The sequence below is a fragment of the Catellatospora sp. NPDC049111 genome (assembly GCF_040648615.1).
Classification (GTDB): Bacteria; Actinomycetota; Actinomycetes; order Mycobacteriales; family Micromonosporaceae; genus Catellatospora; species Catellatospora aurea.
Window position 1 is genome coordinate 17,341 of sequence record NZ_JBEZEB010000034.1, and the last position, 22,671, is coordinate 40,011.

The 22,671-nt window shown below is 70.9% G+C and carries 26 protein-coding genes; 12 read left to right on the forward strand and 14 right to left on the reverse strand.

Going from position 1 to position 22,671, the window contains the following annotated elements:
* Positions 1-13 precede the first annotated feature (13 nt).
* Positions 14-943 carry an SDR family NAD(P)-dependent oxidoreductase gene (locus AB0B66_RS32245; protein ID WP_360537087.1) on the reverse strand — a complete coding sequence of 310 codons (930 nt, stop codon included), beginning with the start codon at positions 941-943 and terminating at the stop codon, positions 14-16.
* Between the two features lie 105 nt (positions 944-1,048).
* Between AB0B66_RS32245 and AB0B66_RS32250 the strand changes: the two genes are divergently transcribed.
* Entirely contained in the window at positions 1,049-1,615 is a 567-nt protein-coding gene (locus AB0B66_RS32250; RefSeq protein WP_360537089.1) for a helix-turn-helix domain-containing protein, read from the forward strand.
* An 84-nt stretch (positions 1,616-1,699) separates the two neighbouring features.
* On the opposite strand, the gene AB0B66_RS32255 is transcribed toward AB0B66_RS32250, so the two are convergent.
* Positions 1,700-2,890, reverse strand: a complete 1,191-nt coding sequence (locus AB0B66_RS32255) for a serpin family protein (RefSeq protein WP_360537091.1) — start codon at positions 2,888-2,890, stop codon at positions 1,700-1,702.
* Between the two features lie 92 nt (positions 2,891-2,982).
* Here AB0B66_RS32255 and AB0B66_RS32260 point away from each other — a divergent pair, with 92 nt between their 5' ends.
* Positions 2,983-3,675 carry an alpha/beta hydrolase gene (locus tag AB0B66_RS32260; RefSeq protein WP_360537093.1) on the forward strand — a complete coding sequence of 231 codons (693 nt, stop codon included), beginning with the start codon at positions 2,983-2,985 and terminating at the stop codon, positions 3,673-3,675.
* On the opposite strand, the gene AB0B66_RS32265 is transcribed toward AB0B66_RS32260, so the two are convergent.
* The 3 genes from AB0B66_RS32265 to AB0B66_RS32275 all read right to left on the reverse strand — a co-directional run bounded on the left by AB0B66_RS32265 (position 3,659) and on the right by AB0B66_RS32275 (position 5,109).
* Entirely contained in the window at positions 3,659-4,348 is a 690-nt protein-coding gene (locus AB0B66_RS32265) for a hypothetical protein (RefSeq protein ID WP_360537095.1), read from the reverse strand. The two genes, AB0B66_RS32260 and AB0B66_RS32265, sit on opposite strands and share 17 nt — an antisense overlap.
* A gap of 81 nt (positions 4,349-4,429) precedes the next feature.
* Complete coding sequence (locus AB0B66_RS32270) at positions 4,430-4,816, reverse strand: VOC family protein (RefSeq protein ID WP_360537097.1); 387 nt, start codon at positions 4,814-4,816, stop codon at positions 4,430-4,432.
* Positions 4,813-5,109 carry a metalloregulator ArsR/SmtB family transcription factor gene (locus AB0B66_RS32275; RefSeq protein WP_360537099.1) on the reverse strand — a complete coding sequence of 99 codons (297 nt, stop codon included), beginning with the start codon at positions 5,107-5,109 and terminating at the stop codon, positions 4,813-4,815. Before AB0B66_RS32275 ends, AB0B66_RS32270 begins: the two co-directional genes overlap by 4 nt.
* 82 nt (positions 5,110-5,191) lie before the next feature.
* Between AB0B66_RS32275 and AB0B66_RS32280 the strand changes: the two genes are divergently transcribed.
* The 3 genes from AB0B66_RS32280 to AB0B66_RS32290 are packed head-to-tail and all read left to right on the forward strand — an operon-like array spanning position 5,192 to position 6,595.
* Positions 5,192-5,845, forward strand: a complete 654-nt coding sequence (locus tag AB0B66_RS32280; protein ID WP_360537101.1) for a DUF402 domain-containing protein — start codon at positions 5,192-5,194, stop codon at positions 5,843-5,845.
* A 55-nt stretch (positions 5,846-5,900) separates the two neighbouring features.
* The gene (locus tag AB0B66_RS32285; RefSeq protein WP_360537103.1) at positions 5,901-6,350 is read left to right on the forward strand and encodes a hypothetical protein; all 450 of its coding nucleotides are present in this window, start codon (positions 5,901-5,903) and stop codon (positions 6,348-6,350) included.
* Between the two features lie 41 nt (positions 6,351-6,391).
* Positions 6,392-6,595, forward strand: a complete 204-nt coding sequence (locus tag AB0B66_RS32290) for a hypothetical protein (protein WP_360537105.1) — start codon at positions 6,392-6,394, stop codon at positions 6,593-6,595.
* Positions 6,596-6,696: 101 nt separating this feature from the next.
* Here AB0B66_RS32290 and AB0B66_RS32295 read toward each other — a convergent pair whose 3' ends face one another.
* Genes AB0B66_RS32295 through AB0B66_RS32320 form a run of 6 tightly spaced genes read right to left on the reverse strand, consistent with a single transcriptional unit; the run spans position 6,697 to position 13,294 of the window.
* Positions 6,697-7,650: an acetylxylan esterase gene (locus tag AB0B66_RS32295; protein WP_360537106.1), complete on the reverse strand. Its 954-nt coding sequence runs from the start codon at positions 7,648-7,650 to the stop codon at positions 6,697-6,699.
* A gap of 3 nt (positions 7,651-7,653) precedes the next feature.
* The gene (locus AB0B66_RS32300) at positions 7,654-8,484 is read right to left on the reverse strand and encodes a carbohydrate ABC transporter permease (RefSeq protein ID WP_360537108.1); all 831 of its coding nucleotides are present in this window, start codon (positions 8,482-8,484) and stop codon (positions 7,654-7,656) included.
* Positions 8,474-9,367, reverse strand: coding sequence for a sugar ABC transporter permease (locus AB0B66_RS32305; protein WP_360537110.1), 894 nt, complete (start codon positions 9,365-9,367; stop codon positions 8,474-8,476). Before AB0B66_RS32305 ends, AB0B66_RS32300 begins: the two co-directional genes overlap by 11 nt.
* The gene (locus AB0B66_RS32310) at positions 9,364-10,641 is read right to left on the reverse strand and encodes a sugar ABC transporter substrate-binding protein (RefSeq protein ID WP_360537112.1); all 1,278 of its coding nucleotides are present in this window, start codon (positions 10,639-10,641) and stop codon (positions 9,364-9,366) included. Before AB0B66_RS32310 ends, AB0B66_RS32305 begins: the two co-directional genes overlap by 4 nt.
* A 26-nt stretch (positions 10,642-10,667) precedes the next feature.
* Positions 10,668-12,242 (reverse strand): FAD-dependent oxidoreductase, encoded by a 1,575-nt coding sequence (locus AB0B66_RS32315; protein WP_360537114.1) that lies wholly within the window; start codon positions 12,240-12,242, stop codon positions 10,668-10,670.
* A 2-nt stretch (positions 12,243-12,244) separates the two neighbouring features.
* On the reverse strand, positions 12,245-13,294 hold the full coding sequence (locus AB0B66_RS32320; RefSeq protein WP_360537116.1) for a LacI family DNA-binding transcriptional regulator: 1,050 nt from the start codon (positions 13,292-13,294) through the stop codon (positions 12,245-12,247).
* Positions 13,295-13,526: 232 nt separating this feature from the next.
* Here AB0B66_RS32320 and AB0B66_RS32325 point away from each other — a divergent pair, with 232 nt between their 5' ends.
* Positions 13,527-14,510, forward strand: a complete 984-nt coding sequence (locus AB0B66_RS32325; RefSeq protein ID WP_360537118.1) for a hypothetical protein — start codon at positions 13,527-13,529, stop codon at positions 14,508-14,510.
* Between the two features lie 145 nt (positions 14,511-14,655).
* Positions 14,656-16,209 (forward strand): phospholipase D family protein, encoded by a 1,554-nt coding sequence (locus AB0B66_RS32330; RefSeq protein ID WP_360537120.1) that lies wholly within the window; start codon positions 14,656-14,658, stop codon positions 16,207-16,209.
* Positions 16,210-16,213: 4 nt separating this feature from the next.
* Here AB0B66_RS32330 and AB0B66_RS32335 read toward each other — a convergent pair whose 3' ends face one another.
* The gene (locus AB0B66_RS32335) at positions 16,214-16,687 is read right to left on the reverse strand and encodes a hypothetical protein (protein ID WP_360537122.1); all 474 of its coding nucleotides are present in this window, start codon (positions 16,685-16,687) and stop codon (positions 16,214-16,216) included.
* 60 nt (positions 16,688-16,747) lie between these two features.
* Between AB0B66_RS32335 and AB0B66_RS32340 the strand changes: the two genes are divergently transcribed.
* The 3 genes from AB0B66_RS32340 to AB0B66_RS32350 all read left to right on the forward strand — a co-directional run bounded on the left by AB0B66_RS32340 (position 16,748) and on the right by AB0B66_RS32350 (position 18,944).
* Positions 16,748-17,194, forward strand: a complete 447-nt coding sequence (locus AB0B66_RS32340) for a hypothetical protein (protein WP_360537124.1) — start codon at positions 16,748-16,750, stop codon at positions 17,192-17,194.
* 33 nt (positions 17,195-17,227) lie between these two features.
* A complete protein-coding gene (locus AB0B66_RS32345; protein ID WP_360537126.1) occupies positions 17,228-17,611 on the forward strand; it encodes a hypothetical protein in 384 nt (127 codons plus the stop codon).
* Between the two features lie 115 nt (positions 17,612-17,726).
* Complete coding sequence (locus AB0B66_RS32350) at positions 17,727-18,944, forward strand: esterase-like activity of phytase family protein (RefSeq protein WP_360537128.1); 1,218 nt, start codon at positions 17,727-17,729, stop codon at positions 18,942-18,944.
* 54 nt (positions 18,945-18,998) lie between these two features.
* Here the strand turns inward: AB0B66_RS32350 and AB0B66_RS32355 are convergent, their stop codons facing one another.
* On the reverse strand, positions 18,999-19,292 hold the full coding sequence (locus tag AB0B66_RS32355; RefSeq protein WP_360537130.1) for a hypothetical protein: 294 nt from the start codon (positions 19,290-19,292) through the stop codon (positions 18,999-19,001).
* Between the two features lie 189 nt (positions 19,293-19,481).
* Between AB0B66_RS32355 and AB0B66_RS32360 the strand changes: the two genes are divergently transcribed.
* Positions 19,482-19,856, forward strand: coding sequence for a DUF4259 domain-containing protein (locus AB0B66_RS32360; RefSeq protein WP_360537132.1), 375 nt, complete (start codon positions 19,482-19,484; stop codon positions 19,854-19,856).
* On the opposite strand, the gene AB0B66_RS32365 is transcribed toward AB0B66_RS32360, so the two are convergent.
* The gene (locus AB0B66_RS32365; RefSeq protein ID WP_360537134.1) at positions 19,853-20,800 is read right to left on the reverse strand and encodes an NADP-dependent oxidoreductase; all 948 of its coding nucleotides are present in this window, start codon (positions 20,798-20,800) and stop codon (positions 19,853-19,855) included. The genes AB0B66_RS32360 and AB0B66_RS32365 overlap by 4 nt on opposite strands.
* 282 nt (positions 20,801-21,082) lie before the next feature.
* Here AB0B66_RS32365 and AB0B66_RS32370 point away from each other — a divergent pair, with 282 nt between their 5' ends.
* On the forward strand, positions 21,083-22,642 hold the full coding sequence (locus AB0B66_RS32370) for an MFS transporter (RefSeq protein WP_360537136.1): 1,560 nt from the start codon (positions 21,083-21,085) through the stop codon (positions 22,640-22,642).
* The last annotated feature ends 29 nt before the right edge of the window (positions 22,643-22,671 follow it).

Here is a 22,671-nt window from a genome sequence, read left to right on the forward strand (position 1 = left end):
GGTCGGTGGTCGGTCAGACAGGGAACGTGGCGCCGGTGAGCTGGAGCGACTCCTGCCACAGACGGCGCTGGGCGAGCTTGTCGTGCGAGCGGGAGCTGGAGCCGACGCGCTTCGGGAAGCCTTTGACCTCGCCGATACCGTCCGGTCCGTAGTATTGCCCGCCGCGCGCGAACGGGTCGGTCGCCGCGCGCAGGGTCGGCAGCGCGCCGCGCTCGGCGCTCTGGGTGATCAGCGGTTCGAACAGCGGGTACAGGAACCGGATCAGCGGCGGCGAGTTGCGGACGAGTTCGGTGCCCGCGCCGCCCGGATGCGCGGCGACGGCAGCGGTGTTCGCACCGGCGACCTCCAGGCGGCGCTGCAGTTCGTAGGTGAACATCAGGTTGGCCAGCTTCGACGCGCCGTAGGCGCGGTGGCGGCCGTAGGAGTGCTCGGACTGCAGGTCGTCGAAGTCGAGCCGGCCGGTGCGGTGGCCCATGCTGCTGATCGTGACGACCCGGGAGCCGACGACGGGCAGCAGCCGGTCGAGCACCAGCCCGGTGAAGGCGAAGTGGCCCAGGTGGTTGGTGCCGAACTGCAGCTCGAACCCGTCGGCGGTGGTGCTGCGCGGCGTCCACATCACGCCCGCGTTGTTGACCAGCAGGTCGATCTCGGGGTGGCGGGCGCGCAGCTCGGCGGCGGCCTCGCGGATCGAGGCGAGCGAGGTCAGGTCCAGCCGCAGGAACTCGGCGCGGGCTCCGGGGACCGCCGCCGCGATCCTGGCGAGCGCGTCGTCGGCCCGCTCGGGGTTGCGACAGGCGAGGACCACGGTTGCGCCGCGGGCGGCGAGCACCTTGGCGGCCTCGTACCCGATGCCGGTGTTCGCACCGGTGATCACGGCGACGCGGCCTGCCTGGTCGGGCACGTCCGTGGCGGTCCAGCGGCCCGCCGTGGCTGTGGCGTTCATGGCGTCTCCTCGGAGTGCATATAATCGGAACGTGCGCCCCACTTACTATACGGAACGTGCGCCCCGTTTTGCCAGTGACCCACGTCTCCCCCGCTGGGAAGCACGATGACCGGCAACACGCGGCCGCTGCGCGCCGACGCCCGGCGCAACCGCGCCAAGGTGCTGCAGACCGCCTACGAGGTGTTCGCGGCCGAGGGCCTCGCCGTGCCCATCGACGAGATCGCCCGCCGGGCCGGAGTCGGCGCGGGCACCGTCTACCGGCATTTCCCCACCAAGGAGGCGCTGTACCAGGCGATCGTGGTGGACCGGGTGGAGCACCTGGTCGGCCAGGCTCGCGAACTGGCCGCGACGGCTGACCCGGGCGAGGCCTTCTTCGGCTTCTTCGACCTGATGACCTCCGCCGGCGCGACCGACAAAGGCCTGGTCGACGCGCTGGCCGGCGAGGGCTTCGACATCGAGGCCGTGATGCCCGAGCATGAGCAGGCGTTCAAGGACGCGATGCGCGACCTGCTGGTACGGGCACAGGCCGCGGGCGCGGTCCGCGCCGACGTCACGGTCGCCGACGTCAAGACCCTGATGGTCGGCTGCCAGGCCATGCAGCGCTACGGCGGCGACGCCGCACCGGAGCGCGTGCTGGAGGTCGTCCGGGAAGGGCTGCGCCCGGCCCGTTGATCACCCGCCCGCGCTGGTCGACCGCGACTCGCGGACCAGCCCGCGCAGGGGTGGGCTTCGCCGCCACCCGGTGGCGAGTCGCCGCTAGAAGTCGTCGTCCTCGCCGCGGGAGAACTCGCGCACCGGCAGCGGTGGGTCCGGCTCGGTCACCCAGCCCGCGAGCATCACCAACCCGGACGGCCGGTGCCGGACCACGAACCCGAACGGCCGGTCGAACTCGACACCGACGTCGTCGCGCCACTGATCCGGCAGCCCGCCGCCCACCATGACGTCGAATCGCGTCGCCACCGCGGCCTCGAAGCCCTCGGCCGTGAAGGAGGCGGTCAACTCCTGCCGGGCGGCACCCACCGCGAGCGGCGTGTCGCTCATCCCGGGCAGGCGCTGCCGGTCCGGGCGGGCAACCGTGAGCAGCCCGAACAGCTCGCCGTCGGCCAGCAGGTCGTGCTCCCGCGAGACGGTGAAGCGGGGCACCGAGGCGGACAGCACGGGCACGCTGCGGGCGGCGTTCGACTCCAGCCGCAGTCCCGGCGCGTCCGCGGCGGTGAGCTGGGAGCCGAGCCGGCGTGGACCGCCCGCGTCCGGCGCGGTGATGCCGGCCGCGAGCACCGCGCCGGTGGGCACGTCGGGTTCGCCGATCACCAGGTCGACGGTGATGTCCGAGACGCCGTCCACGGACAGCACGGTCACCTGGCCGTGCTCGGTGTCGTACACCGCCAGCCGGTCCCGGTCCTGCGTCCAGCGGTGCAGCGAGGCGAACTGCCGCCCCGCCCACGGGCCGTCCTCGATGCCGAGCACGCCGTCCAGGAACGGCTCCTGCCACCGGGTCCGCACCGTCAGCACCGTCGCCAGGATCAGCAACGTGTCCGGGTCCGGCGGCGTGGACATGCCGTCCAGCAGCCCGTCGGTGTGCTTGCGCACCCATGCGTCGAAGACTTCCGCGCCCGCCAGCACCTCGACCGAGTCGGCCGGGACGGCCCGGAGCCACTCGTCGTGCAGCCGCAGCAAACGGTGCACCCACAGACCGAGCGCCGCGTGCGTGCCGGTCGCCGAGCGCAGCAGGTCCAGCAGCTCGGTCGCGGCCGCCACGGCCGGGGCCGTAGGCATCCCGAGGGCCTGCTCAAGCTCCGCCCGCTCGACGCCCTCGGCGGCCGACGACAGGTATGCCAGCAGCGGCCACACCCCCGCGCCGGACAGCACCGTCGGCTCCCCGTCGCCGACCGCGGCCGCCCATCGGGCTGTCAGCATGTTCGCTCCGGCCACACCCTCTGTGATCACGAGCGTGAGGCTACGGCCTGTCCGCCCGTCCGCAACCGACTTTGCGGGACCGGCCCGGCCAGGGACCGTGACGGGCGGGATAGGTTCGGGTGATGAACGACTACGAGCAGGTGGACGTCGGTGGGGTGCGGCTGGCGTACCGGGCGTGGGGCGAACCGGAAGCGCCTGCGGTGGTGCTGCTGCATGGGATCGGCGGCGGCGGGCCGGGCGACTGGGACACCGTCGCGGAGCAGCTGGCCGACCGGTGGCGGGTGTACGCCGTGGACCAGCGCGGCCACGGGCGCAGCGAACGCACGTCCGCATATGCGATCGACCAGCTCGTGGCGGACGTCGCGGGATTGCTGGACGTGCTCGGGCTCAAGCGGGTCGCCGTGGTCGGGCACTCCCTCGGCGGTGTGGTGGCGTACCTGTTCGCGGCCCGGTTCCCGGAACGGGTCGAGGCGCTGGTCGTGGAGGACGCGGGCCTGATGTATCCGCGTACTCCCGTGCCGCCGCAGCGGCCCGCGGGCGAGCTGTCGTTCGACTGGGACGCGGTGCTGGCACTGCGTTCGCAGATCGACGAGCCCGATCCGCGCTGGCGCGACGAGGCACGGGCCATCACCGTGCCGACACTGCTGATCTCCGGCGGCCCGACCAGCTACGTACGTCAGGAGACGATCACGGAGCTGGCGCAGGCCTTGCCGCACAGCGAGTTGGCCGTGATCGACGCCGGGCACATGGTGCACCAGGATCGGCCGGCCGAGTTCACCGCCGCCGTGCGGCGGTTCCTCACTTCCCGTACGTGACGTAGTCCTGGTCGTCGTCGGGCGGGCTGCCGATGCGGCAGATCCTGCCGTACTTGGCCAGCACGAGGCGGCCGTCGCGGGCGTCGGACTCGTCGTCGAACAGGTGCAGCACGTTGTCGTCGTCCTTGACCCGCCAGCCCTGCCCGCCGCCCATGTCGTTGACCTGCAGGTTGCCCCGGTCGTACGACGAGCACGCGTCGTCCTCGCCGGGGATCGTGGTGCGCTTGCCGGACGAGTCGCGCCAGTAGTCGAACACGTACGCGTTGGCGTCCTCCCGGCCGTTGCCGCGCCCGATGAAGCAGTGCCGCTTGAAGCGCTGTGCCAGGGCGAGGGCCTGCTCGCCCATGATCTCGCCGGGTCCGCCGTGCACCCGCGCGACGATCTTCGAGCCGTCCATGACCTGGTGGATGCCGGCGGCGTACTGCACGGTCAGGTTGTTCGGGTTGTAGGACACGCAGTCGGCCGGCGACGGCCAGGTCGGCGCGGCCGGCGACGGGCGGGCCGAGCTGCGCGCCGGAGACGGGGCGGCCGACGGCGACTCGGCGACGGCGCTCGGGCTGACGACGGTGTCGAAGGTGGGCGCGGCAACCGGGTCGCCCTTGTCGGAGCCGCAGGCGGTGCCGGCGGCCAGCACACAGAGGACGGCCAGCAGAAGGCGAGGGGTACGGCGCATGCCGGGAGCGTAGGGCCCGTGCGCCGTACCCTCAGTCGGCTAACCGTCTCCGTCCCCGGATCGCCGCCTATCCGACACCGGTCAGTGCATGTGCGCGATCTGGATCAGGTTGCCGCAGGTGTCGTCGAAGACGGCCGTGGTGACCACGCCCATCTCCAGCGGCGGCTGGGTGAACACGACGCCGAGCTTGGTCAGCCGCTCGTATTCGGCGTTGACGTCGGGCACGGCGAACGAGGTGTACGGGATGCCGTCGTCGACCAGGGCCTCCTTGAACGGCTTGGCCGCCGGGTGCTGGTCGGGCTCCAGGGACAGCTCGACGCCGTCGGGGTCCTCGGGCGAGACGACGGTGAGCCAGCGGTACTCCCCGGCCGGGAACTCGGTCTTCTTCACGAAGCCGAGCACGTCGGTGTAGAAGGCGAGCGCTTTGTCCTGGTCGTCGACCATGATGCTCATGACGTTGATCCTCATGGGTTCTCCTGTGGTTTCGTCCTGATCCACCGCTCGGCGATCTGCGCGAGCGGGCGGGTGTCGATGGTGTGGAACTTGTAGCGCCCCTCGCGGCGCGTGCGCACCAGGCCGGCGGCCTCCAGCAGCTCCAGGTGCTGGGACACGGCTTGGCGCGAGGAGGTGACCTGATACTTGGTGGTCAGCCGGACGCAGATCTCGAACAGCGTCTGGTCGTCGCGCTCGGCCAGCTCGTCGAGGATGTGCCGACGGGTCGGGTCGGCCAGCGCCTTGAAGACATCACCCACGTCAGCCACTATAGGCAAGTGCTTGCTTGCCTATCAAGGCGACCCTCCGTGGCTCCCGGCCCGCGGCCCCCGGGTCGGATAGGTTGCCGGGATGGTGACCTTCGAGCCGGGTGAGCCGGTCTGCGTCCGCCACTTCCAGAACCGGCAGATCGGCGGGCTGTACCCGATGCGGGCGGTGCGCCACGACGAGCGCGGCCTGCTGTTGTGGTGCGCCCGCGGCACGTACGGCTGGCACCTCAACCGCCTCGACGACCTGACCATGTCGCAGGTGCCGCTCGCCGAGTGGGTCACCGGGCCGAAGCGGCCGATGGCGTTCGTCGCCCGGCACGGCGTGCTGTCGTGGCACCCGGCGGGCGCGGACTACTCGATCCGCTGGTTCTTCGCCGACGACGGGCGCTTCCGCAACTGGTACGCGAACCTGGAGCGCCCCGGCGTCGCGTGGCGCGACGACCGGCTCGGGGGCCTGGACACCGCAGACTGGGACCTCGACCTGTGGATCGAGGCCGATCGCAGCTGGCGGTGGAAGGACGAGGACCTGTTCGCCGAGCGCCTGGCCCAGCCCGAGCACTACTGGGTCGAGGACGAGGCCCGGGTGCGCCGGGCCGGGCAGGAGGTCGTCGGCCTGGTCGAGGCCGGGGTGTTCCCGTTCGACGGAACATGGTGCGACTTCCGCCCCGAACCGGGCTGGGGCCCCGACGTCGCCGACGAGCCGCCGCCCGGCTGGGACCGCCCGCGCAGCTGGTGACCGCTGGCGCGACGGCCGTACCCTCCGATAGAGCACCGGCTATGGGAAGGACGGCATGGCGAAGAACGAGGACCAGAACCGGTTCTTCATCCCCGCGCTGATCGGTGTCGCGCTGCTGCTGTGCTGCGGCACCCCCGCCTACGTCGGCTACCGGATGTGGGCCGACCCGCAGACGAAGGCCGGCATGGAGCAGGCGGCCACCGCCTACCTGGACGCGTTGCGCGACGGCGACTATCCGGCTGCCTACGCCCTGGTCTGCGACAGCGAGCGCAAGAAGTACCCGCTGGCGGAGTGGACGAGCTACAACAACGAGCCGGACATCGAGAGCTACCGCATCACCGAGGTCGCGATCGTGGACCAGTCGGAGGGTCCGACGCTCTACCACGTGCGGGCCGAGCTGCGTTACGCCGACGGCAAGACCGCGCTGTGGCACTACAACCTGGCGGACGAGAGCGGCGGCTGGCGCGTCTGCTACGACACCTGGGTCGATCCGAAGACGGGCTGACCGGGCACCGCCGCTGGCGCGAGCCGGTTAGCCTGCACGCCATGACCGCACCGATCCTGTTCGGAATCCTGCTGTTCGCCGTCCAGATGCTCGTCCTGTACCTGGTCGTGCGCGCCGCGGTCCGCGGCGCGCTGCGCGACAACCAGGAGACGTTGAAAGAGTCGCTGCGCGTCGTGCTGTACGAGGTGGACCTCCGCCGCAACCGCGCCATCGCCGACGCCAAACGCGTCGCCCGACGCCCCTGACCGCCGACCGGGTACGCACTTTCCGGGAAACTGCACGTATCAGCTCGGCGATTACTGCGGTTTCTCCGAAACTGCAGCCGTCCCCCGGGGTGCGGCGGCGGTCAGTACGCGAATGCCTCGTCGAAAAACGCCAGGCGGGTGGCGTCCTGGACGGCCTCGCCGCCCTCGTGGCCGTTGAACGGGTAGACCTCGATCTGCTTGGGCCCCGCGTAGCGGTGGTAGGCGGCGTAGACGGTCGAGGGCGGGCAACTGGCGTCCATGTGCGCGACGGAGAACAGCGCCGGGGCCGTCGCGCGTTCGGCGAACAGCACCCCGTCGCTGTAGGACAGGGTCCGGAACACCTGGGCCTCGTGGTCGCGGTGCACGGCGAGATACGCGGTGACCTCCCGGTACGGCCCGGCGGTGGCCAGTTCCGCGCCGCGCCGGTGGTCGCACAGGAACGGCACGTCCGACGCGACGGCCGCCAGGTCCGGCACGAGCGCCCCGACCGCCAGGGCCAGGCCGCCGCCCTGGCTCTCCCCCGTGACCGCGACCCGTGCCGCGTCCACCAGCGGGAACGCGCGGGCGGCCGCGACCGCGCGGACCGCGTCGGTGATGACCCGGCGGTAGTAGTGGGTGTCGGGGTCGAGCACGCCGCGGGTCATGAACCCGGGATGCTGCGGCCCGGTCCCCACCGGGTCGCCGGTGTCGCCGTGGCTCCAGCCGCTGCCCTGGCCGCGTACGTCCATGCGCAGGTGGGCGTAGCCGGCGGCGGCGTAGAGCAGGCACTCGTGGGCCAGCCCGCGGCCGCCGCCGTAGCCGGGGAACTCGACCACGCAGGGCAGCGGCTCGGTGGTCCCGGCGGGCAGGGCGAGCCAGGCCTTGACCGGGTGCCCGCCGAACCCGGCGAAGGTCACGTCGTGGACCTCGACCGTGCGCCGCCACGCGGGCGTGAAGCGCGCGTCCAGCGGGTACGTGCCCGCCTCGGCCAGCGTGCGGGCCCAGAACGCGTCGAAGTCGTCCGGCGCCCGCAGCGTGCTGCGGTACTCCCCCGGGTTCGGCTCGGTGATCGGCATCGGTTATCCTTTGAGCCCGGTGTGGGCCAGGCCCTCGATGAACTGGCGTTGCGCGATGACGAACACCACCAGCACCGGCAGCGCGGTCAGCGACGCCGCGGACAGCTGGATGTCCCACATCGGGCCGCCGTACGCGTCGACGAACTGGGTCAGCGCCTGCGGCAGGGTGAACATCTCGGAGCTGGACAGGAACACGATCGGTTCCAGGTACAGGTTCCAGCTGTGCAGGAAGGTGAAGATGGCGACCGCGCCCAGGGCCGGGCGGGCCAGCGGCAGCGCGATCAGCCGGAAGATCGCGAAGCGGCCGAGGCCGTCGACCTTCGCGGCCTCCTCCAGCTCGCCGGGCAGGGCGAGGAAGAACTGCCGCATGATGAAGGTCGCCAGCACGCTGGGCGCGCCGAGGATCGGCACCAGGATCAGCGGCCAGTGCGTGTCGACCATGCCCCACGCGTCGAACATCTTGAACAGCGGCACGATGGTGACCTCGCTCGGGATGAGCAGGCCGACCAGGATCACCACGAACCAGAAGTTCGCGCCCTTGAACCTGATCCGCGCGAACGCGTACCCGGCCAGCGACGACACCGCGAGCGTGCCGATCGTGACCAGCGCCGCGATGTACATGCTGTTGACGTACTGCCGGGCGAACGGCTGCAGCTCGAACGCCTTGGCGTACGCGTCGAAGCTGACGTCGGCCGGGAACAGGGTCGGCGGGAAGGCGAAGATGTCGTTGACCGGTTTGAGCGACGACGTCACCATCCACCAGGTCGGGAACAGGAACGGCAGCGCCAGCAGGCAGAGCACGCCGTACACGGCGGTCTTGGCCCTACGACTCATGGAACACCCACTTCCGGCGCATACGCCACTGCACCAGGGTCAGCAGCAGCACGATCGCGAACAGCAGCACGGACAGGGTGGCCCCGTATCCGAAGTGGTGGAACTGGAACGCCTGCTGGTAGAGGTAGTAGACGAGCACCGTGGTGGAGGTCCCCGGGCCGCCCTGGGTGAGCACCGCGATCTGCGCGAACACCTGCAGCGAGCCGACCACGGTGATGATCGACGTGAGCAGGATGGTCGGGCTGATCATCGGCACGGTGATGCTGAGGAACTGCCGGCGGCGGCTCGCGCCGTCGACGGTGGCGGCCTCGTACAGGTTCGCGGGCACGCCCTGCAGCGCGGCCAGGAACAGCACCATGTTCAGGCCGACGTTCTTGACCACCTGCACCACGATCACCGCGAGTATGGCGGTGCCCTCGCCGCGCAGCCAGTTGGGCCCGTCGACGCCGACGGTCTCCAGCAGGCCGTTGATGCCGCCGTTGTCCTGCAGCAGGAAGCTCCACACGATGGTCCAGGCGACCAGGCTCACCACGACCGGTGAGAAGAACACGGTCCGGAAGAACACGGTGCCGCGCAGCCGCTGGTTGAGCAGCACCGCCAGCAGCAGGGCCAGGCTCAGGTTGAGCACGACCAGCCCGGCGGAGAAGAACCCGGTGGCCACCAGCGCGTCGGCGAGCTTCGGGTCGTCGGCCAGGGCCTGGTAGTTCTCGCCGCCGACGAAGGTGAACGTGTCGGCCAGGACGTTCCACTCGTGCAGGCTGTACCAGAACACCAGGCCCAGCGGCACGAACACGAACAGCACCGAGCCGATGAGCTGGGGGGCGATGAACAGGTAGCCGGCGAGGGTGTCGCGCCGGCTACCTGTCCAGAAGCGAGTGCTCACTTGGCCAGCAGGGGGTTGATGGCCGAGCAGACGCCGCCGAGGACCGCCTTGACGTCTGCGTCGGGCTTCCACAGCGGGTCGAGCGCGGCCCGGACCGCCTGGGCGATCTCGGCCTGGCCGGTGTGGCTCGGCTTGACGACGCCGGTGGAGATGCCATCGATGACGACCTTCTGCAGCTGCTCGGGCTTGAGCAGCGGGTTGGTCTTGGCGAGGGTGTCGGCGGTGAGCAGCGAGGTGCGCGGCGGCGGGAAGTACGCGGCGAGCTTGGCGGAGTTCTCCGGGTTGGTGAAGAAGGCGAGGAAGTCGGCGGCGACGTCGGCGTTCTTGCCCTTCTTGAACGCGCCGAGCCCGGCCTGGCCGATCACGGCGTACGCGCCCTTCGGGCCGGTCGGCAGCGGGACCAGGTCCCAGCCGAACTTGGCCTCCTTGAGCAGCGACGCCCGGGAGATCTGGGTGACCGTCATGGCGGCCTCACCGGCGAAGAAGTCGGCCGTGGTGCCAGGGCCCGGCAGCGCCTTGTCCGTGAAGATCGCCTTGTGCAGGAAGGTCATCGCGTCGACCATCGGCTGCTGGTCGAACCCGCAGGTCTTGCCGTCGGCGCTCCACGCCTGCGCGCCCCAGCCGGTCCAGACCGTGGACAGGTTGTCCCAGCCCTTGTAGTCGAAGTCGCGCACGACCAGGCCGGCCTTGCCGCTCTTGGCCGCCGACGCCGCGGCGACGGCCGCCGCCTTCTCCCAGGTCCACTGGTTGGCGGCGATCAGCTCGGCCGGGGTCTGCTGCCCGGCGGCCTTGAGCTGGTCGGTGTTGACGAACACGCCGAAGGGCGAGGTCGAGAAGGGATACGCGAACAGCTTGCCGCCGGCCTGCCACAACTTGGTCGCGGACGGACTGAGGTCGGCGGCGTTGTAGCCGTCGGCCTTGGCCAGGGTGTCGTCCAGCGGCAGCAGCGCGCCCGAGCCGACGAAGTCCGGCGCGGAGTTCTCCAGCAGCCAGGCCAGGTCCGGGCCGTTGCCGCCGGCGATCTGCGTGGTCAGGGTGGTGGTGTAGCTCTCGAACGGAATCGGGTCGAACTTGACCTCGGTGACCCGCGGGTTCTTCGCCTGGTAGGCGTCGGCGATCTCGTTGAACAGCTTCAGGTGCGCCTCGTTCGAGGACCACACCGTCATGCGCAGCGACACGGGGCCGGTGCTCGGCTCCTCGGCGCCGCCGCACGCGGCCAGACCGAGGGCGAGCGCGCCGGCGGTCGCGGCGGACAGAAGTGCGCGTATCTTCATCGATAACTCCAACTCAAAGTGGCCGGTCAGTAGCCGGAGACGTCGGGCCAGCGCAGTTGCACGCCGTCCCGGATGAGCTGTGCCTGGAACCCGGACAGGTGCTCCGGGGTGTTGCGCACGCCGCGCGGCGACTGGCCGTTGTCCAGGCAGTACGCCGCGAGCGCCCCCGCCACCTCGCCCACGTTCCACTCGACCGGGTGCAGCCGGTACGAGCCGTTGGTGATGTGCGTGGTGCCGATGTTCTTGCCCGCGGGCAGCAGGTTCTCCATCCGGCGCGGGATCAGCGCGCCGAGCGGGATCTCGAAGGGACACGAGCCGACGTCGATGTAGTTGTCGCCGCCGGTGGAGGGGTGCAGGTCGATGCGGTACATGCCGACCCCGACCGCGTCGGGGTACTCGACCGCGCCCTTGTCGCCGCGTACGGCCAGCGACAGGTCCTGCTCGACGACCGTGTACTCGGCCCGGATGCGCCGCGACTCCCGGATGTAGGGGGCCATGGCCAGGCCGTCCGCGCCGCCGGTGACGTCGCCGCGCAGCCGCAGGCCGGGGAAGCCCGCCTCGGTCTGCAGCCAGTACAAGACCGACAGCGACAGCTGCTTGGCGTTCGCGTAGTGCGTGGCCGCGTCGGGCACGTCGATGACCGGGCTCTCGAAGTAGTCGATCATCGGCCAGTTGACCAGGCAGATGTCGCTCTCGTAAGTCCCCGGGGTGAACAGCTTGCGGGCCGCGATGCGCCGGAAGGTCCACAGGTTGCCGTCACCCGGGTTGACCCGCTGGTCGGCGACGACCGACAGCGGGTCGTCGTCGGGGTTCGGGGTGAAGCTGCGCTCGCTGATCGCCAGGGTGCGCGGGTTCGGCGAGCGGAACGACAGCAACCGGTCGCCCCAGAAGTCCGGCTGGTAGGCGCGCCAGAAGTCGTACTGCGCGGGCTTGTCGATGGTGTGGTCGCCGTCGACGTGGTCGATCGCGAAGCACACCGACACCGCCTGCATGTTCATCGGCTGCGCGGTGTCCGGGGCGCTGGGCTCGCCGGTCTCGTGCTGCGACTCGAACCCGGTGACGTACTCGGTCCCGGTCAGCGGCAGCAGCTCCCCGGTCTCGGTCGCGTCGAGGGTGTACGCCGCCTCGACCGTCAGCCGGTCGCCGGTGCGCACGTGCTCGACCGTCACCGCGGTGACCCGGTCGCCGTCGGTGTCGGCGGCCACCGGCCGGTACGGCTGCAGAACGGTGAGGCGACCCGATGACCGGTACGGGGCCAGCATGGACTCGATCACCGCGACCGCGACCCGCGGCTCATGGCACAACCGGCTGACGTGGCCGCCGCCCGGGTTCAGCTCCCGCCACGCCCGGGCGGCCGGGATCAGCGGGTAGTGGGTCCGGTAGTAGTCGCGGATGCCCTCGCGCAGAGCGCGGTAGCTCGCCGTGACCCCGAACTGCTCCACCCAGCTGTGCTCGTCCGGCGGCACGGCCTGGCTGGTCAGCTGACCGCCGAGCCAGTCGTACTCCTCGGTGAGCACCACCCGCCGGCCCGCCCGTAGCGCACCCAGCGCCGCGGCCACCCCGCCGAGGCCGCCCCCGACCACCAGAATCTCGGCCCGCATCGTCAATTACCTCTTTCGCTGAGCGTCTCGCCGGACACGACCTCGCACGGCAGCAGGCGCTGCCGCTCGCCGGGCGCGCCCTCGATCAGGGCGGTCAGGACCTCGACGGCCTGCGCGCCCATCGCCTGGCGCGGTATGCGCAGGCTGGTGAACTCCACTGCCGTCGGCAGCGCGGCCCGGGTGGGTTCCCCGAGCGTCGCCACCGACAGCGAAACCCCGCGTTCGCGGGCCAGCTCGTACAGCGCGACCCCGTCGGCGTGCTCCTCGACCACCACTGCGGTCACCCCGGCGGCCAGCGCCGCGTCCAGGACCGCAGCGGTGTCCCGCACGACGATCGCGGCGTCGTCGGCCGGTTCCACGGCAGAAGACGGGTCACCTGGCGGCGCGTAGTGCGCGCCGTAGGCCGCCGCCTGGGCCACCGCCTCCCGGAATCCGCGACCACGGTCGGCCCACGACTCCGGACCCGCACCCAGGCCCAGGTAGGCCAGCCGGTCGTGCCCCAGCGCCACGGCACGGCGCACGATCTCGGACGTCGCGTCCGCGTAGTCGGCGCCGACGTAGGGCACCGGGCCGCCCGCGTCGTCGCGTCGGCCGATCGACACGAACGGGATCTCCTCGGCCAGCAGCCGGGCCAGGTCGGTGCGGTCGATGGTGCGGCCGAGCAGGACGCTGCCGTCGGCCAGGCGCAGCCGGTTGTCGCCGTGGAAGATGCGCCGCCGCCCGTCGACCACCGGCGCGCTGGTCATCAGGAGCAGGTCGCAGCCGAGGACCTCGGCCTGCTGCTCGATGCCGACCAGGAACGGGTGGTAGAAGTCGCTGTTCGCGCTGGGGAACACCGGCTCGTAGGTGAACACGCCGATGATCCGGTTGTGCCGGGCGGCCAGCCGCCGGGCGATCGGGTCGGCGACGTAGCCGGTCTCGGCGATGGCCCGCAGCACCTTCTCGCGGGTCTCGGCCGAGAGCTTGACGTCGGCGTCGGACCGTCCGTTGAGGACGAGCGAGACGGTCGCCTGGCTGACGCCGGTCATGCGGGCGATGTCCTGCTGGGTCACCCGCCTGCGGGCTCCGGTCACGGTGCGTGTCCAATCTTCGAGCTAATGCGCATTAGGTGTTTCGGTGAGATGAGATCCTGCGGCCTTCGAGGCGCTTCGTCAAGGCCCACAACGAAAATCGCCCGAGCAGAAGTTCCTGAACTAATTCGTATTAGCCCCTTGACGGCCGCGCGGCGCGAACCCGAGACTCACCGTTACTTTCGGTTATCTCCATCGATGGGAGGCACCACCGATGAAACCGCTCCTCAACCGGCGGCAGCTGCTGGTCGCGGGCGCGGCCGCCGCAGCCGGCGGGCTCACCGCCTCGGCCCTGGGCAGCCCGGCCCACGCCGGCCCCGCGGGCTTCCCGACGTACCAGTACATCGGGACCCCGTTCAACAAGGCCAACCTGCGCTACAACCCCACCAACGAGCTGATCTTCCCGTGCATCCGCGGGGTGTACGACAAGATCAGCTCGCCCCTGGGCAGGTACTACCTGTACTACGCCCCGCACGACGCCCCCGGCGGCATCTGCCTCGCCTACGGCGACTCGCTCAGCGGCCAGTTCACCGAGTACCCGAACAACCCGATCGTGTCCAACGTCTGGTCGCCGCACTACTCGGTGAGCCACGTGTCGTCCCCGCACGTCATCTGGAACGCCGCGAACAGCAAGTTCTACCTGTACTTCCACGGCGAGAACAACACCACCCGGATGGCCTGGTCCACCGACGGCGTCAACTACACCTACTTCGGGCGGGTGCTGCACACCGGCGTCATCCCCAACTGCACCGAGACGTCGTACGCCCGCGTGTTCGAGCACGCGGTGCCCGGCCTGGGCAACAAGTACGTCATGGTGTTCATGGGCGTCACCAACGGCACTCGCAAGATCTTCTGGGGCTGGTCGGCCGACGGCAAGACCTTCTCCTTCGACCCGACGCCGCTGGTCACACCCGGCCCCGACGGGCAGACCGACATCGCCGCGCCGCACATCCTCAAGCGCAACAACACCACGTACGTCGTCTACCACGGCAACGGCGGCGACATGTACCTCACCGAGGTCGGCAACAGCTTCGACCGCGAGGTGCACCTGGGCGTCTTCCACTACGCCATGGACGCCTGGCCCGACCGGGGCCGCAGCGCCGCGGCGAGCTTCGGCACCGACGGCGGCGTGCAGTACATGTTCTACGAGGCCGGCCCCCGCCTCGACGGCACCATCGCGGTGGCCCGCGCGGTCTGACGGTGGCCGCGACGGCGAAGATCGCCGTTTCGGGTCAGAAAGTGCTGCCAGACTGCATTTCCTGACCCGAAACGGCGATCTCCGCCGGGTCTTCGCGATATTCGCCACTCCCGCAGCGGGGTGGATCGGGGCTACGGTCGCTGGCGTGACCCCCGACTCCTGGTTCCTGGCCGCCGACGAGCGCGGCAACCCGGCCACCGGCATCGACCGCCGCCACGCCGACGGACTGGCCTGGAGCCCGGGAAACCTGGCCCGGCCGCTGGTCCACGGAGCGACCTACTTCAGCGAGCTGGTCAGCGTGCTCAACGACACGCAGGCCGGTGACGTCGTCATGTTCACCGACTGGCGCGGCGACCCCGACGAGAAACTCGACGGGCCGCGCACCCAGGTCACCAAGGTCCTCGGCGACGCCGCCCGGCGCGGGGTCCAGGTGTACGGCCTGCTGTGGCGCTCGCACCCGGACTGGCTGCACTTCAGCTCCCCGCAGAACCGCCAGCTCGCCGAGGAGCTCCAGGCCGCGGGCGCGCACGTGCTGCTCGACATGCGGGTCCGCTTCGGCGGCTCGCACCACCAGAAACTCTTCGTCGTACGCCACCCCGGCCGCCCCGAGCGCGACGTCGCCTACGTCGGCGGCATCGACCTGTGCCGGGGCCGCAACGACGACGCCGACCACCACGGCGACCCCCTCGCCCCGCCGATGGCCGAGGTCTACGGCCCGAACCCGCCCTGGCACGACATCCAGCTCGAACTGCGCGGACCGGCCGTCGGCGACGTCGAGCACGTGTTCCGGGAACGCTGGGACGACCCCAGCGCGCTGTCCCTCAACGTGCTGGACTGGGCCCGCGACAAGCTGTCCCGGCTGCGCACCGAGGTCCCCGCGTTGCCCGAGCCGCTGCCCGACCCGCCGCGCTGCGGCACGCACAGCGTGCAGACGCTGCGCACCTACCCGCGGCGGCGGCTCGGGCGCTACCCGTTCGCGCCGCGCGGCGAGCGCAGCATCGCCCGCGGCTACCTCAAGGCGCTGGCCCGTGCCGAGCAGCTCATCTACGTCGAGGACCAGTACCTGTGGTCGGCCCGGGTCATCCAGCCGTTCGCGCAGGCGCTGCGGAACAACCCCGAGCTGCGGCTGATCTGCGTGGTGCCGCTCGCGCCGGACGCGGCCTCACCCGCCGTCTCGCGGGCCGAGTCGTGGGGGCGCAAGCAGGCCATGAAGGTGCTGGGCAGGGCGGGCGGCGACCGGGTCGCGGTGTACGGCCTGGAGAACGCCGCCGGGACGCCGATCTACGTGCACGCCAAGTCGTGCATCGTCGACGACACCTGGGCGACCGTCGGGTCGGACAACTTCAACCTGCGCTCGTGGACGTACGATTCCGAGCTGACGTGCGCCGTCGTGGACGAGTCGGCCGAGCCGTCGTACGCCCGCGACCTGCGGCTGGAGCTGATGGGCGAGCACCTCGGCGGGCCGGATCCGCGGCTGGCCGATCCCGCGGCCGCGTTCGACCTGTTCGCCGCCGCGGCCCGGGAACTGGACGACTGGCACGCATCCGGGCAGGTCGGTCCTCGCCCGCGTACCCGGCTGCGCCGCTACGACCCGCCGAAGGTGCGCGGCCTGCGGCGGCTGCCCGCCCGGCTCGTCTACGAGCTGATCTGCGACCCTGACGGGCGGCCCAGCACGATGCGCGTACGCAACCGCTTCTGACCGCTCACCAGTAGGCGGTGCTCCCGTACACGTCCGGGCGCGGGCGGCGCAACACACCCGGGCGCAGCACCGCCTCGAACGTCGCCACCTGGTACGGGCAGGAGTCACTCGGCTCGGCCAGCCATTCCCGCACCGGCACGCCCGGCACCACCTCGGCGACGGCCCACCACCGCGTGCAGTGCTCCCGCCAGAAGCCGTCGTCGAACCCGAGGTCGAGCACCGCCGACCTGGCGAAACCGTCCTCGTCGACGGCGACCTGGCGGGTTAGGGACAGCTCCGGATCCTCGTCGTCGCCCGCCGCGTCACCATCGATGATCAGCCGAAGTACGAACCGCCGCTCGGCGTCGCTGCCCTCGGTGGCGTGCGGCGGCAGCCCCGCGTCCGGGTGCACGGTCACGCACTCGACGACGACCCGCTGCCCGGCGGCATCCGCCACCGGCTGCTGCTCGACAACGCGGGCCAGATAAAGAGTGCTCACCCGGCAGAGTATGACCGCACGGCCCACGGCCGGAACCGATCTCCATTATCGTTTCGCCGCATGACCGAGACCCCGCTGTCCGACGCCCTGGTCGCACACGCTATTTCTCCCGACGCGGCCACGTTCGAGCGGTTCATCACGCTGTTCCGGACCTCGACGGTCGGGGTGATGACCAACATGATGATGCGGCGCGAAGGTCGCGCTGACCTCGCCTCCGACGGCAGGCTCACGGTCGCGAGCACGTCCCACGGCGACGGGCTCAGCCGGATCATGACCTTCGCGGACCCGGAGGTCTTCCTGCGCGTCTTCGGACCACGCTTCGACGCCGGGATCTCCGGCGAGGTCGTGCTGCGGATGGCGGCCGACGGCCCGGACTGCCACGGCATCCTGGTCAACTGCGCCACGAGGGAGATCTCTCAGCTGATCAGCAAGGAGACGGCGCGGGCCCTGTGCGGGGCGCCGCCGGCAGCCGACCCGCCCCGGCGGTCCTGGTGGAAGCGGCGCTGAACAATCCGCGAGCGCCTGACCGGCGGACGCGGCATGATGCGAGCCGTGACAAGCCAAGATCTGATCCAGATCGACCTGACCGATGCCGAACGCCATCTGATCGTCCGCGGCCTGCTTGACTGGGGTGGGCCCGCTCATGCCACCGCCGCACTGGCCGTCGCCATGGGCTTCGAGGGCGTCGAGGACTTCCATGTGCAGGTCAGTCGCCTGCGCGCGTCCCTCAAGGCGGGCCAGCCGCTCAGCCCCTGGGACTGGCGGCGGGCGCTCATCGCCACAGAGATCGTCTTCGCCAGCGACATCTTCGGGTCGGGCTACGAGTGGTCGACCACCACCGGTCTGTCCGACGAGGAGACGATTCGCACCCTGCGGCGACTGCAGCACAAGCTCGCGAAGCAGGCACGCGTGCACAGGGCCTGAGGCCACCTCACGGCTGCTCCGCACGGCGATCTCCATGCGCCGTTGAGCGGACGTTCTCGGCGGGTTCAACCAGGATGCCTAACGTCCAGGGCGATCACCCGTTCGAGGAGGACACATGACACGACTGCCCCGTCTGGCCGTGACCGGCCTGACCGCGCTGACCCTGGCGGTCGCCCTGCCCCACGGCGGTTCGGCGGCCCCGGCGGAGACCGAGCGGACCGGCGACTTCGGGCCCGCCGTGCTCACCGGCTTCGCGAAACTGCCCGCGCTGACGTTCGTGCCCGCCAGCGACCCGTCCGGCTCGCTGCTCGGCACCGCGCCGGTCAACGGCGTCACGCCGCCGTTCGCCGACCAGCCCGTACAGGGCTTCAGCGGTATCGCCCGCAACAGCGACGGCAGCTACGACGCGCTGTCGGACAACGGCTACGGCAACATCAACAACAGTGGCGACTTCGTACTGCGCATCCAGCGCGTCATTCCCGACTTCGGCACCAAGCAGGTCGACGTCGTCGGCGGGATCAACCTCACCGACCCGTCCGGGTTCGTGTCGTGGCCGCTGACCCGGGCCGACCGGGTGCTGACCGGGGCCGACTTCGACGTCGAGTCGATCGTCAAGGCCGCCGACGGCAGCTACTGGATCGGCGACGAGTTCGGCCCGTACCTGCTGCACTTCGACCGGGCCGGGCGCATGCTGGCCGCTCCGGTGCCGCTGCCGGGTGTCAACGCGCCGGAGAGCGCGGCGCGGCTGGCGGTGACCGCGAACCTGGGCAGCAGCAAGGGTTTCGAGGGCATGGCCGCCTCCGTCGACGGCCGGTACCTGTACCCGCTGCTGGAGGGCACGGTCAGCGGTGACACCGCGGGCACGCTGCGGATCAACCAGTTCGACCGGGCCGCCGGGGCGTACACGGCCAGGCGCTGGACGTACCGGCTGGAGTCGCCGTCGAACGCGATCGGCGACTTCATCGCGGTCGACAAGCAGCGTTTCCTGGTCATCGAGCGCGACAACAACCAGGGCGACGCGGCCGCGTTCAAGAAGATCTACCTGATCGACCTGGCCGACCGCGACCGGGACGGCCTGGTCGACAAGACGCTGGTCGCCGACCTGCTGAACATCGCCGACCCGAAGCACCTGGGCGGCACCGCCGACACGTTCCGCTTCCCGTTCCAGACGATCGAGGACGTGCTGATCCTCGACAACCGCACCCTGGCGGTGCTGAACGACAACAACTTCCCGTTCTCGTCCGGCCGCACCCCGGGCCGCCCCGACGACAACGAGTTCATCACCATCCGCCTCGACCGCTCCCTCCACGCCGACCACCGCGTACTCGACTGACCACCCGCCGCTGGATCTAGCTGATTTGTTGTCGCTGGAACGACAACAAATCAGCTAGATCTGGAATCTTGTTCCCAGCCTGCTGCGGTCAGGGCCGCGCGGAGCGCGGCGGCGACCTCGCCAGGTCTGTTGCGCACCTGGTGGGAGGTGAAGCGCAGGATGCGGTCGCCAGCGCTGCTGGTCGACGCTCAACGGTCCATCGCCCACCACCAGCACGCCCCGGCACACCCGCCGCCAGCGCCCGGTGCGCACCCGGTGCCGCACCTTTGCCGCCGTCAGCATCCCACTGGCCTGCTCCCAGGTCACCACATTGCTCTGCGCGAACAACACCCACTCCCACTCCTCCACGCAGGCAGCCTGACCTGGACCTAGATGATTTGTGGTCGTCAGGGCGACAACAAATCATCTAGGTCCACGACTGAGGTGCGACCTCGCACCGGCCGGCAGGGGTCAGGGATCGCGGGATCGGTCAGGAGGGTTCGAAACTGTCCCTCCGCGTCGGTAGGCTGCCTGCGGCAACCGGCGCAGGAGGTAGGCATGGGGACCTGGGGAAGTGGGAACTTCGACGACGACACCGCCGCCGACCACCTGTCGATGCTGACCGACCGGCTCATCAGCGAGGTCGCCGAGGCGATGTCCGGCGATCCGGTCGAGATCGAGCCCGACGAGTACTGGGGCGTCGCGGTGCCGTGCAACCTCGAACTGCTCCACCTCATCACCCAGCAGGGCTGGGTCGGCGCCGGGCTGCCCGAGCCGGAGGTCGTCGACGGCTGGAAGACCCGGTTCCTGACCGCCTGGGACGGGGCCATCGACGGGCTGGAGCCCGCGCCCGGCTTCAAGGAGCAGCGGCGGGCCGTCCTGGAGCGGACCTTCGACCAGCTGTCCGAGCTGGCCGCGCACAAACGAGCCTAATCGGCGACGTGGATGACGATCTTGCCACGGCGGCGGCCGTGTTCGAGGGCCTCGTAGCCTGAGCGGGTCTCGGCCAAGGGCAACACGCGGTCGAGCACCGCACGAACCTTGCCGGCGTCGACGAGTTCCGCGATCGCCCGCAGGGCCTCCCGGTCGGGCTTGACGATGAAGTACGTCGCGCGTACGCCGTGGCGCTCGGCCTCCTGTTGGTCGGGTGGGGCGGCGATGGCGACCAGGGTGCCGCCGGATTTCAGGACGGGCCACGCCTGGGCCTGCGCGGCCGCCCCGGCCACGTCGACGACGACGTCCACGTCCTGGATCTGGTCCGCGAGGTTCGACTTGTAGTCGACGGCCTGCTGCGCGCCCAGGCCTTCGACGAATTCGAGATCACCGGCCGACGCGGTGGCGCTCACCCGGGCCCCGAGCGCGGCCGCGAGCTGCACTACGTACATGCCGACGCCGCCCCCGCCGCCCAGCACCAGCACGTGCTGCCCCGGCTGCACGTCGGCGTGTTCGCGCAGCGCCTCCCAGGCGCTCAGGGCCGCCAGCGGCAGCGCCGCCGCGTGGTCGTGGTCGACGGTGGCGGGTTTGGCGGCCACGACGTCGGCGGGCAGGACGACGTACTCGGCGGCCGCGCCGTTCAGGGTGAACGGGATCAGGCCGTAGACGGCCTCGCCCACGGCCGGGCTGTCGACGCCCGCGCCGGTCGCCGCGACGACGCCGGAGAACTCGTGCGACGGGGTGACCGGGGTGCGCTCGGGCCCCGAACCGTCTGGGGTGTATGTCCAGGTCTCCGGCCAGGTGAGCTCCTGCGGGGTCATGGAGGCGGCCTTCACTGCCACCAGCACCTCGCCCGGCCCCGGCTCGGGCCGTGGCGCCTGCTCGTAGACGAGCTGCTCCGGGCCGCCCCTGGCATGGGCCCGCACGGCGAACATCGTGCTCATCCGGCCGCCGCTCCCCTCAGATCATCAGCGCCCAGCCCGCCCGCCTGGACGCGTTCTGGACGAAACCGCAGTTGAACACCCCCATTATCGGGCGTACAGGCGTCCGCTCACCGGAGTTCACACGCAAGGAAACCGCCCTCGCGGTGCGGAAACAGGACAGCGCCGCGCATCGACGGCCGGCAGCGACGTGGCTCTATGCTGTGCTTCCCGCCGGACAACGACCGGTGGTGGAGCAGCCGTGGAGGGACTGTGACCGAGCCGGTGCGGGCGGCCTGATCCGGATTGGACAAGCTGCCCCGACGCCACCGCGCCGACCTCGTCAGGCTCATCGCCGCGGAGGCCATCTCCAACATCGGCACCCGGATGACCTTCTTCGCGGTGCCGTGGCTGGTGCTGGTCACCACCGGCGACCCGGTGAAGGTCGGCCTGGTCGCCGGGGCCGAGACGCTGACGTACGTGGTCAGCGGCGTGCTCGCCGCGCCGCTGCAGGACCGGGTCGGGGCCCGGCGTACGTCGCTGTGGTCGGACGTGGGCAGTGTCGCGGTGATGGCGGCGATCGCGGTGGCCGGCGCGCACGGGTTCGGGCTGCTGCTGGCGCTGGTCGCGGTGCTCGGGGTGCTGCGCGCGCAGGGCGACCGGGCCAAGGCGACCATGGTGGTGCCGCTGATGGGCGCGGCGGGCAGCGACTACGCCCGGGTCGCGGCGGTACGCGAGGGCGTGCTGCGCACGTCCACCCTGGCCGGGTCGTCGCTGGCCGGGATCGCCGTGGTGGTGTTCGGGCCGATCGGCGGGATCTGGATCGACGCGGCGACGTACGCGGTCGCGGTGGTGCTGATGGTCCCGGTGCGGGCCGCGGTGACGGCGGCCGCCGACGCGAAGACGGCCGTGCCGTACTTCACCGCGCTGCGGGAGGGGTTCACCTGGTTCCGGCGCAACCGGCTGATGCGCGCCGTGACCGGGATGCTGTTCTTCACCAACCTGTTCAACCAGGCCAGCGCCGTGGTGTTCGTGCCGCTGTGGGTGTACCAGACGATGGACGACCCGGCGGCGCTGGGCGCGGTCGCCACCGCGTACGCGCTGGGGCTCATCGCCGGGAACGTGCTCGTCGCGTGGGTCGCGCCGATCATGCCGCGCTACCCGATGCTGGTGGCCGGATATCTGATCGGCGGGGTGCCGCGCTTCATCGTGCTGGCGCTGACCGACGACCTGCTCGTGATCGTCGTGGTGACACTGGTCGGCGGGATCTTCATGTCGTCGCTCAACCCGACGGTCAGCGCGATGATCTACCAGCGCACGCCGAAGGAGATGCTGTCGCGGATGGGCGGCATCATCACGGCGGTGGCGTTCGGCGGCGCGCCGCTGGGCGGCCTGCTCGCCGGATACCTGGTGCAGTTTCTGGGCCTGAACAACGCGATCCTCGTCGCGACCGGCCTGTATTTCGCGGTGACGCTGACCCCGGTGATCGGGCACCGGCTGTGGCGCGAACTCGACGACACCGCGCCGCCGCCGCCCAAGCCCGGCGACGGCAAGCCGCTGCCCGCGCTGTACGGGCTGGCCGGCGCGGCCACCGGACCGAGGGTCAGCCTCCGCTACGCCGACGGCCGGTGGACAGTACGGGCCCGGCACGGGCTGCGTCGGCTGGTGTCCGAGCGGCCCCTGCCGCCCAAGACCGCGGCAGCCGCGCTCACGCAGTTGGAGGCCGAGCCGGTGCGGTCGGCGGTGCGGGCCGCGATCGACCACGACCGGGCCCTGACCGAGAACCGGACCCGGGCGGTACGCGCCCAGGCCGCCCTCCTGGACCGGCACCTGTCCGAACTGAACCGGGCCCTGGAACGCGGTTAGGAATACGACGAACGGGTGGACACCGTCCG

Excerpts from the sequence above, each read along its gene's own strand:
- AB0B66_RS32245 (WP_360537087.1), bottom strand. The coding sequence starts at position 943 with ATGAACGCCACAGCCACGGCGGGCCGCTGGACCGCCACGGACGTGCCC.
- AB0B66_RS32345 (WP_360537126.1), top strand. The coding sequence starts at position 17,228 with ATGATGCGAGCCGTGACAAGCCAAGATCTGATCCAGATCGACCTGACC.
- AB0B66_RS32280 (WP_360537101.1), top strand. The coding sequence starts at position 5,192 with ATGGTGACCTTCGAGCCGGGTGAGCCGGTCTGCGTCCGCCACTTCCAG.
- AB0B66_RS32265 (WP_360537095.1), bottom strand. The coding sequence starts at position 4,348 with ATGCGCCGTACCCCTCGCCTTCTGCTGGCCGTCCTCTGTGTGCTGGCC.
- AB0B66_RS32300 (WP_360537108.1), bottom strand. The coding sequence starts at position 8,484 with ATGAGTCGTAGGGCCAAGACCGCCGTGTACGGCGTGCTCTGCCTGCTG.
- AB0B66_RS32350 (WP_360537128.1), top strand. The coding sequence starts at position 17,727 with ATGACACGACTGCCCCGTCTGGCCGTGACCGGCCTGACCGCGCTGACC.
- AB0B66_RS32250 (WP_360537089.1), top strand. The coding sequence starts at position 1,049 with ATGACCGGCAACACGCGGCCGCTGCGCGCCGACGCCCGGCGCAACCGC.
- AB0B66_RS32260 (WP_360537093.1), top strand. The coding sequence starts at position 2,983 with ATGAACGACTACGAGCAGGTGGACGTCGGTGGGGTGCGGCTGGCGTAC.
- AB0B66_RS32295 (WP_360537106.1), bottom strand. The coding sequence starts at position 7,650 with ATGCCGATCACCGAGCCGAACCCGGGGGAGTACCGCAGCACGCTGCGG.
- AB0B66_RS32270 (WP_360537097.1), bottom strand. The coding sequence starts at position 4,816 with ATGAGGATCAACGTCATGAGCATCATGGTCGACGACCAGGACAAAGCG.
- AB0B66_RS32315 (WP_360537114.1), bottom strand. The coding sequence starts at position 12,242 with ATGCGGGCCGAGATTCTGGTGGTCGGGGGCGGCCTCGGCGGGGTGGCC.
- AB0B66_RS32340 (WP_360537124.1), top strand. The coding sequence starts at position 16,748 with ATGACCGAGACCCCGCTGTCCGACGCCCTGGTCGCACACGCTATTTCT.
- AB0B66_RS32365 (WP_360537134.1), bottom strand. The coding sequence starts at position 20,800 with ATGAGCACGATGTTCGCCGTGCGGGCCCATGCCAGGGGCGGCCCGGAG.
- AB0B66_RS32285 (WP_360537103.1), top strand. The coding sequence starts at position 5,901 with ATGGCGAAGAACGAGGACCAGAACCGGTTCTTCATCCCCGCGCTGATC.
- AB0B66_RS32360 (WP_360537132.1), top strand. The coding sequence starts at position 19,482 with ATGGGGACCTGGGGAAGTGGGAACTTCGACGACGACACCGCCGCCGAC.
- AB0B66_RS32325 (WP_360537118.1), top strand. The coding sequence starts at position 13,527 with ATGAAACCGCTCCTCAACCGGCGGCAGCTGCTGGTCGCGGGCGCGGCC.
- AB0B66_RS32310 (WP_360537112.1), bottom strand. The coding sequence starts at position 10,641 with ATGAAGATACGCGCACTTCTGTCCGCCGCGACCGCCGGCGCGCTCGCC.
- AB0B66_RS32290 (WP_360537105.1), top strand. The coding sequence starts at position 6,392 with ATGACCGCACCGATCCTGTTCGGAATCCTGCTGTTCGCCGTCCAGATG.